The sequence below is a fragment of the Kaistella sp. genome, from assembly GCF_032060305.1.
GTDB lineage: Bacteria > Bacteroidota > Bacteroidia > Flavobacteriales > Weeksellaceae > Kaistella > Kaistella yananensis.
The window spans coordinates 4,017-12,804 of sequence record NZ_DAMBHK010000066.1 but is presented as its reverse complement, the minus strand read 5'-3'; the positions used below and the strand labels follow the sequence as shown (position 1 = coordinate 12,804).

General features: G+C 38.3%; 11 protein-coding genes. 10 read left to right on the top strand and 1 reads right to left on the bottom strand.

The annotated features are described in order from the left end of the window. From V5N63_RS09360 to V5N63_RS09315, 10 genes are all read left to right on the top strand, one after another. On the top strand, positions 1-377 hold a 377-nt coding region (locus tag V5N63_RS09360), incomplete at its 5' end, for a hypothetical protein (protein ID WP_332033732.1). Positions 378-441: 64 nt separating this feature from the next. After that, positions 442-1,584, top strand: a complete 1,143-nt coding sequence (atpB, locus tag V5N63_RS09355) for a F0F1 ATP synthase subunit A (protein WP_332033731.1) — start codon at positions 442-444, stop codon at positions 1,582-1,584. A gap of 24 nt (positions 1,585-1,608) precedes the next feature. Beyond that, a complete protein-coding gene (gene atpE, locus V5N63_RS09350) occupies positions 1,609-1,797 on the top strand; it encodes an ATP synthase F0 subunit C (protein WP_031503230.1) in 189 nt (62 codons plus the stop codon). 104 nt (positions 1,798-1,901) lie between these two features. After that, positions 1,902-2,399, top strand: coding sequence for a F0F1 ATP synthase subunit B (gene atpF, locus V5N63_RS09345; protein ID WP_088468837.1), 498 nt, complete (start codon positions 1,902-1,904; stop codon positions 2,397-2,399). Between the two features lies 1 nt (position 2,400). Then, a complete protein-coding gene (atpH, locus tag V5N63_RS09340) occupies positions 2,401-2,940 on the top strand; it encodes an ATP synthase F1 subunit delta (RefSeq protein ID WP_332033730.1) in 540 nt (179 codons plus the stop codon). Between the two features lie 18 nt (positions 2,941-2,958). Then, complete coding sequence (atpA, locus tag V5N63_RS09335; RefSeq protein ID WP_088468839.1) at positions 2,959-4,536, top strand: F0F1 ATP synthase subunit alpha; 1,578 nt, start codon at positions 2,959-2,961, stop codon at positions 4,534-4,536. A 71-nt stretch (positions 4,537-4,607) separates the two neighbouring features. After that, the gene (gene atpG, locus V5N63_RS09330) at positions 4,608-5,465 is read left to right on the top strand and encodes an ATP synthase F1 subunit gamma (RefSeq protein WP_332033729.1); all 858 of its coding nucleotides are present in this window, start codon (positions 4,608-4,610) and stop codon (positions 5,463-5,465) included. Between the two features lie 148 nt (positions 5,466-5,613). Continuing rightward, positions 5,614-6,972, top strand: a complete 1,359-nt coding sequence (locus V5N63_RS09325) for a hemolysin family protein (RefSeq protein WP_332033728.1) — start codon at positions 5,614-5,616, stop codon at positions 6,970-6,972. A 4-nt stretch (positions 6,973-6,976) separates the two neighbouring features. After that, positions 6,977-7,291 (top strand): ATP-dependent Clp protease adaptor ClpS, encoded by a 315-nt coding sequence (locus tag V5N63_RS09320; protein WP_332033727.1) that lies wholly within the window; start codon positions 6,977-6,979, stop codon positions 7,289-7,291. A gap of 43 nt (positions 7,292-7,334) precedes the next feature. After that, on the top strand, positions 7,335-7,991 hold the full coding sequence (locus V5N63_RS09315; protein WP_332033726.1) for a rhomboid family intramembrane serine protease: 657 nt from the start codon (positions 7,335-7,337) through the stop codon (positions 7,989-7,991). Between the two features lie 200 nt (positions 7,992-8,191). On the opposite strand, the gene prmC is transcribed toward V5N63_RS09315, so the two are convergent. After that, a partial coding sequence (prmC, locus tag V5N63_RS09310) for a peptide chain release factor N(5)-glutamine methyltransferase (RefSeq protein ID WP_332033725.1) occupies positions 8,192-8,788 on the bottom strand: 597 nt, incomplete at its 5' end.

The window sequence follows — 8,788 nt, the reverse complement described above, 5'->3', positions numbered from 1 at the left end:
TTTATATCATTCTGTTTTTCATCATGTTTTTTCTCCATTTTGGAATCTGGCAGTATTTGGAAGTCGGTTTCGAAACAACTTTTATCCGGTACTATCTTTTTCTTACTTTGCTTTTCACGATTGTAATCACAATTTTGTCGATTATTAAAAAAATATACCCTAATTATATAGGTTTCGGATTCATGGGATTGGTGATGTTTAAGCTTATGATTATGTTTTTGGTAATGAAAAAGCTCAATTTAAATGAAGTTCCTAATTATAAAGTTCATTTTGTTATTCCTTATTTAATTTCTTTGGTTCTGGAAACCTTGTATGCCGTAAAATTGATACAGACCGAAGAGGTTACAGAATCCCCCGAAGATGAAAAAAATCAGTAAAAATTGATTTTTATATTATGATTATTTGTTCTATTTTTGCAAAACTTTAAAATAAGATATAGCAATGCTGAAAAGAGTAGTTCTTGTACTAGGTTTTTTATCGACATTTTCAACATCGTTTGCACAGCACGACGCTGTTGTAGTAAGCGAAACACCTGTTGCTACGGCTCCTGCACAGGCGGCAGAAGTGCCTGCAGCGGTTACTGAAAAAGACAAAATCAAGAAAGAAAACAAGGACTTTATCACCCATCACCTTCTCGACGCTCACAGCTTTGATATTATGGTGACGAAAGAAGGCAAACATATCGGTTTTCCGCTTCCGGTAATTTTCTACGACAGTGCCAATGGTCTTCATACAATGATGAGCTCCGCATTTCACCACGGCGAAGAAGTAGTGGAAAGCAAAGGTGGTTATTATAAACTCTTCCACGAAAAAATTTATAAAACTGATGCTTCAGGAACAATTAATCTTGATGAACATCAGCACGCAACCAACGAAAAAGTGCTGGATTTTTCAATCACTAAAACCGTTTTGATGGTTGTAGTTACTGCATTACTTATGATCTTTATTTTCGGTGGAATCGCGAGAAGTTATAAAAACTCTTTAGTTCCTACTGGCGCAGGAAAAATTCTGGAACCATTGATTCTTTTCATCAGAGACGATATTGCTAAACCAAACATTGGTGCGAAGTATCAGAAATACATGAGCTATTTGCTTACAATCTTCTTTTTTATCCTTTTCCTTAATGTCTTCGGGCTGTTACCTTTTGGTATTAATGTAACAGGAAATATTGCAATTACAGCAGCGTTGGCGATTTTTACTTTCCTTATCACGCAATTTACTGCAAACAAGAATTACTGGCAGCACATTTTCTGGATGCCAGGTTTGCCTTTGCCAATGAAGATTGTAATGATGCCGATTGAAATTATCGGTATGTTCATTAAACCATTTGCGCTTCTTATCCGTCTTTTTGCGAACATGACTGCGGGTCACATTGTAATTATGTCGCTTATCGCAATGATCTACGTTTTCAAAAATGTAATCGCGGGTGTTGCGTTCCCATTCTTAACTTTTGTACTTTATCTTCTTGAAATATTAGTTGCATTCCTTCAGGCTTATATCTTTACGATGCTTTCTGCGGTGTATTTTGGTATGGCCAACGAGGAGCACCATCACGAAGGTGAAGAAGGAGTGGTACATCATTAATAAAACCTTTTAAATTTTTATATTATGGATCTTAAATTAGTAGGTGCAGGTTTAGTAGTAATCGGAGCAGGATTAGGTATCGGTAAAATCGGTGCTGCTGCTCTTGAGGGTATGGCTCGTCAACCAGAGCAGGCCGGTAAACTTCAAACAGCGATGCTTATCGCTGCTGCACTTGTTGAAGGTCTTGCATTTGCTGCATTATTCGCAGTTTAATCAAGCTTTTCAGCCCAAAAATTTTCATCTGCCGGGAACGGTTGGTTACGGCAGATGATTTTTAAAAAAAATTAAAAACAACTACATATATATCATAACTCATTATGGGATTATTAGAAAATTTTTCATCAGGTTTATTCATCATCCAGTCGGTGGTATTCATCATCCTGCTATTAGTTTTAAGAAAATTTGCATGGAAGCCGATTATGGATGCGGTGAACGAAAGAGAAGTAACAATTATCGACTCTCTTAACCAGGCGAAACTTGCAAAACAGGAAGTACAGAACTTAAAAGCTGAGAACGAAAACATCATTCGTGAAGCAAAAGTAGAGCGAGATAATATCCTGAAAGAAGCCAGAGAAATTAAAGACAGAATTGTAGGTGAAGCAAAAGATCTTGCCAAAGCAGAAGGCGACAAAATGATTGAGCAGGCAAGACAGTCTATACAGGCTGAAAAAGCTGCAGCAATGTCGGAAATTAAGAACCAGATTGGTACACTGTCGGTTACGATTGCTGAATCAATCCTGAAGCAGAAATTAGACAACGATGGCGCTCAAAACGCTTTGGTTGAAAATATTCTTAACAAATCTAACCTGAACTAAAATGCTTACAAGTAAAGTAGCAAAAAGATACGCGCAAGGTTTACTCAATTTCACTCAGGAGTCAGGAAATACCGATGCTGTTTTTACTGAAATGGGTGACATTGTGAAAACCATCGAAAAGTCGAAGGAGCTGCAAAGTTTTTTCGCTTCTCCGATTATTGATGTGAAGAAAAAAGTAAGCATTGCCTTAGAGATTTTCAAAGATTTTTCCCCGGTTACAAAAAGCATGCTTCAACTTATCATCAAACAGGGCCGTGAAAGCCAGATGCAGAACATTGCCCAGGAATTTATTAATAAAGTGGAGGACATGAATGGGGTGCAGCGAATTACAATTACCTCTGCATCAGCACTTTCTTCAGAAAACATCAACAATATTTTGAAGTCTTCAGAACTTGTGAATCACGATAATAAGTTCGATGTAAAATCCATCATTAATCCAGAGATTTTAGGAGGTTATATTCTGCGTGTTGGTGATCAGCAGGTAGACGCCTCAGTAAAATCAAAACTGAGCAAGCTTAAAAAAGAATTTCAATTAAATTAAGACAAAAACAACCATAAAATGGCAGAAATAAATCCGGCAGAAGTATCTGCAATTCTTAAACAGCAGTTAGCCAACTTCGACACCCAGTCGAATATTGAAGAAGTAGGAACTGTATTGACCATCGGTGATGGTATCGCTTTAGTATACGGTTTAGAAAATGTTCAGTACGGTGAATTGGTAAAATTCGAAAGCGGTATTGAGGGTATTGTTCTTAACCTTGCAGAAGACAACGTGGGTGTTGCACTTCTTGGTGAATCTAAAATGGTTAAAGAAGGAGATACGGTAAACAGAACTAACAGAATTTCGTCAATTAAAGTTGGTGAAGGGATGTTAGGCAGAGTAGTAGATACTCTTGGTAACCCTATCGATGGAAAAGGACCTATCGGCGGAGATTTATTTGAAATGCCGCTCGAGAGAAAAGCTCCGGGAGTAATCTTCCGCCAGCCGGTAACTGAACCGCTTCAGACTGGTATCGTAGCAATCGATTCTATGATTCCTGTAGGTAGAGGGCAGAGAGAGCTTATTATTGGTGACCGCCAGACAGGTAAAACTACTGTAGCGATCGATACCATCCTTAACCAAAAGGAATTTTATGATGCAGGGCAGCCTGTATATTGTATTTATGTAGCCGTAGGACAAAAAGCTTCTACCGTTGCACAAATCGTTAAAACTTTAGAAGATAAAGGAGCAATGGCTTATACTGTTGTAGTAACAGCTAACGCTTCCGATCCAACTCCAATGCAGGTTTACGCACCAATGGCGGGAGCTTCCATCGGAGAATATTTCCGTGATACCGGTAGACCGGCTTTGATTATCTATGACGATTTATCAAAACAGGCGGTTGCTTACCGTGAACTTTCTCTTCTTTTAAGAAGACCACCAGGACGTGAAGCTTATCCGGGAGACGTATTCTACCTTCACTCCAGACTTTTGGAAAGATCTGCAAAAGTTATTGCTGATGATACCATCGCAGCTCAGATGAACGACTTACCGGATTCTTTAAGACCAATCGTAAAAGGTGGCGGTTCATTAACAGCACTTCCTATTATTGAAACTCAGGCGGGTGACGTTTCTGCGTATATCCCAACTAACGTAATTTCAATTACAGACGGACAGATCTTCTTGGAGTCAGATTTATTCAACTCTGGGGTTCGTCCGGCAATTAACGTAGGTATTTCTGTATCGCGTGTGGGTGGTAATGCTCAGATTAAATCAATGAAGAAAGTTTCTGGAACACTGAAATTAGATCAGGCTCAGTACAAAGAACTTGAAGCGTTTGCTAAATTCGGTTCTGACCTCGATGCTTCAACTCTTGGAGTTATTTCTAAAGGCGAAAGAAACGTTGAGATTTTGAAACAGCCGGTAAATTCACCACTTCCTGTAGATTCTCAGGTAGCAATGATTTATGCAGGTACTGAAAACTTATTGAGAAATATCCCAATCAGAAAAGTAAAAGAATTCCAGAAAGAATACGTAGAATTCTTGAGATCAAAACATCCTGATACTATGGCAGCCATCAAAGCAGGTAAAATTGATGACAGCATTACAGGAGTTTTAAAGCAGGCTGCTACAGAACTGGCTTCTAAATACAACTAAAATTAATTCAATATTCAATATTCAGAAGCTGAAATTTCTGAATATTGAATTTTAAATTTTCAATCCATAGAATGGCGAACTTAAAGGAAATACGCGGAAGAATTACTTCAATCTCTTCTACAATGCAAATCACGAGTGCGATGAAAATGGTTTCGGCAGCGAAACTGAAGAAAGCAACCGATGCTATTGTGATGTTGAGACCTTACTCCGAAAAACTGCAGGAAATTATTGCAAATGTAAGTGCGACTACTGAGCTGGAGGGTATTTCTACCTTCACTGCGGAGAGAGAAGTAAAAAAAGTTCTTTATATTGTGGTTACCTCCAACAAAGGTCTTGCGGGAGCTTTCAACTCGTCAGTAATTAAAGAACTCAACAATACGATTGGAAACACACAGCACGAAGTAGAAATCCTTTCTGTGGGTAAAAAAGTATATGATGCTGTGAGAAGAACCCGAAAAGTGTACGATAACCAAAGTGCAATTTTCGATGGGATGAGTTTCCAGGTTGTTTCCAATTTCATGGAACACGTGATGAAGGATTATAAGGAAGAAAAATTCGATAAGGTTTTTGTGATTTATAATAAATTCATCAATGCTGCAACGCAGGAAGTAAAAACCGAGCAGGTATTACCAATTGCAATGGCTGAAAAAGATGAAACGGTAAATACCGACTATATTTTTGAACCGAACGCTGCAGAAATCCTGAATGTTTTGATACCAAAATCCATCAAAACACAGGTTTATAAGGCAATTCTCGATTCAATTGCCTCAGAGCACGGAGCAAGGATGACAGCGATGCACAAAGCTACCGACAATGCTGAAGCATTAAGAAACGAACTGAAAATTTTCTACAATAAAGCAAGACAGGCAGCAATTACCAATGAAATTCTGGAGATTGTGTCCGGAGCAGAAGCTTTGAAGAATTCGTAATAGCAGCGTAGTAAAATATTAAAAGCATCAGAGAGTTCTGGTGCTTTTTTTGTTATGATGAAAAATCTTAAAATGGGTATTCAATTTTCGGAACTTTATTATAATTTAATTTTGTATATCTTTGCATCAAATATTTTTAAAAATTTAAATGGACTCAGACGTCGTCAAGCTTTTGTTAGCTTTATTCTTAGTAGTACTCAATGGTTTTTTCGTAGCCGCAGAATTCTCTATCGTTAAAGTTCGTTACTCCCAAATCCAGCTCAAAGCCGCCGAAGGAAACTCAATGGCGAAACAGGCAGAGCACATCATCAAACATCTCGACGAATATCTTTCTGCCACGCAGCTCGGGATTACACTTGCATCACTTGGTTTAGGTTTTGTCGGCGAAAGCGCGCTGCACCACATCATCGAAAATCTTTTTCATTATTTCGGATTTGCAGTTGCAGATGCTACCGTTACTACGGTTTCGCTCGTGACAAGTTTCTTAATCATTACCATTATGCACATCGTTTTTGGAGAATTAATTCCTAAATCGATTGCTATCCGGAAAGCAGAACCTACCACCATGTTTATTGCGGTGCCGCTGAGGGCATTTTACACCATCTTTAAACCTTTTATCTGGACGATGAACCAAATGTCGAACGGAGTTTTAAGGTTAATGAAGATTCACCCGGCTTCCGAACACGAAATTCACTCCACAGAAGAACTTCAGCTATTGGTAAAACAGTCTGCAGATTCGGGTGAAATTGAAGAAGAGAATTACGAGATTATTAAAAATGCCTTCGATTTTACAGATCACTCTGCCAAGCAGATCATGGTGCCGCGCCAAAATATTGCGTCGATTGATATTGATGATTCTGTTGAGGAAATTATTTCAAAAATAATGGATGGAGGTTATTCCAGAGTTCCTGTGTACAGCGGTTCTATTGATAATATTATCGGGATTTTTTATGCTAAAGAAATTATCCGAGAATACATTAAAAGGAAAGGAATCATCGATCACGAAGTTTTAAAAGAACTGATGCGCGAACCGTTTTTCGTAGTGGGAAGTAAAAAGATTTCGGACCTTTTGAAGGTTTTTCAGCAGAAAAAACAGCATCTTGCAGTTGTAATTGATGAATTTGGCGGTACAGAAGGGATTATCACGCTCGAAGATATTTTGGAAGAATTGGTAGGCGAAATTCAGGATGAAGAAGACGACGAGGATAAAATTGTAGAAAAAGTTGGCGAGAATGTATTTTGGGTTCAGGCAACACAGCCTTTGGATGAAATTAACGAACATTTGCCGAAATCTTTCCCACTTTCAGAAGATGGGGAGTACAATACATTGGCAGGTTTTATTTTGCATGAACTTGAAGATATTCCGGAAGAAAACCAGGAATTCAGCATCAATGATTATCACGTTAAAATTCTGAAAATGCAGAACAAGAGCGTTGATTTGGTAGAACTGACCTTCGAAGAACCCAATATTCTTAGTGATTTGGCAGATGAACTTGGTGAAATTTAAGAAAATGAGCAGATTTTATACATATAATTCAGTTCACGGTTACGAAAAACCAGAGCGCGAATACAATGAAGAAGTGGCGCTTTTGGAAAAAGAAGACGAAGTTTATAAACTCGTTCTCTGGAACGATGATGTAAATACATTCGATTATGTTATTGAAGCACTTATCGAAATCTGCGGACATACTTTGGAACAGGCTGAACAGTGCACGATTCTGGTTCATTACAAAGGAAAATGTACGGTAAAAACTGGTAGTCTTGAAGTTTTGAAACCCATGCACGAAAAATTAATCTCCCGAAGTTTAACTTCAGAAATAGTATAAACAAAGTTTCGGTTCATCGAGACTTTTTTATTACAAATTTATTATGAACACATTATTAATCATTATTATCGCGGCAACTGCAATTTTCAGTTACTTTGGATTCAGTAACCAACAGCTTTTCGAGAAGTATAAGTTCAATGTTGGCGCAATCCGCGGCAATAAAGAGTATATACGATTAATTTCTGCAGGTTTTCTGCATGGAGATTTAATGCATTTGCTCTTCAATATGATGACGCTGTATTTCTTTGGGCCTATTGTTTTGCAGGCTTTCGGCGAAATAGGATTTTTGGCGGTTTATTTTGGGTCTATACTTTTAGGAAATCTTTTCTCGCTCTATCTTTATCAAAACCAGTCCTGGTACTCGGCAATTGGAGCGAGTGGCGGAGTTTCAGGAATTTTATTTGCTTCCATCGCCATGATTCCTGATCTGGGAATTTATTTCTTCTTTATACCGATACCGATTCCGGGATATATTTTCGGATTGTTATACTTCGGCTATTCTGTTTACAGCATGCTGAATCCACGTCAACATGACAATATCGGTCATGCTGCTCACATGGGCGGAGCTTTTTTCGGATTGGTTTACGCAGTTGCATTGCAGCCAGAACGAGCTGTTGAAAATTCACTTTTCCTGGGTATCATGGCGTTGCCGCTGATTTATATGGCATACATGGTTTTCGTGAAGAGGAAAATCGGATAGTTTTTTTAGGAGCAACAAAAGCATTTTCTCTCTTCCAACTGAGGTCCCGTTTTCCGTTACAATCTTTTTTTTCACTCGCTTTGCTCGCGCAAAAAAGGATTTCCACTGCAACCGGGGCTAGAATTTCTGTCGGGTTTTCTCCAGAAGATTTATAATTACACTTTTTGGCGCTCGCTTCGCTCGCGCCCGATTAGGTCACTTCACTTCCTCCCAAAAACAATCCGGTCATTGCCGGAAATATCCTTGATGAGATGTACTTCAGATAGAACGTTAGTGAAAAGAGCTTTGGTTTCCTCACCTAATTTCTGATTAATTTCCAGAAACACCATTCCGTTTTCTATCAGGTGATTATTGCAGTCTTTAGCAATTTTTTCGTAAAATATCAGGGCATTTGAAGTAGGAGAGAACAATGCCATTTTGGGTTCAAATTCCTTAACCGAATCAGCAATTTCGTTTTCCTCATCAATGCCAATGTAAGGCGGATTCGAAATAATGATGTCGTAAACTTCTGATAAATATTCTTCAAGATAATTCTGGTGGATGAAATTAATATTGGCCTCGTGAAAATCCGCATTTTTCTTCGCGGTTTTCAGGGCTTTTTCAGAAAAATCTATTGCTGAAACCTTGGCTTCAGGAAATTTCTTTTTCAAAACAATGGGAATAATCCCACTTCCGGTACCAATGTCCAGAATTTTCAAATCTTTTACCTTATTTTTCTGAATTTCGGTGACTGCAAGTTCCAAAAGCTCCTCAGTTTCCGGTCTTGGAATCAGTACATTTTCATCCACAAAAAATTT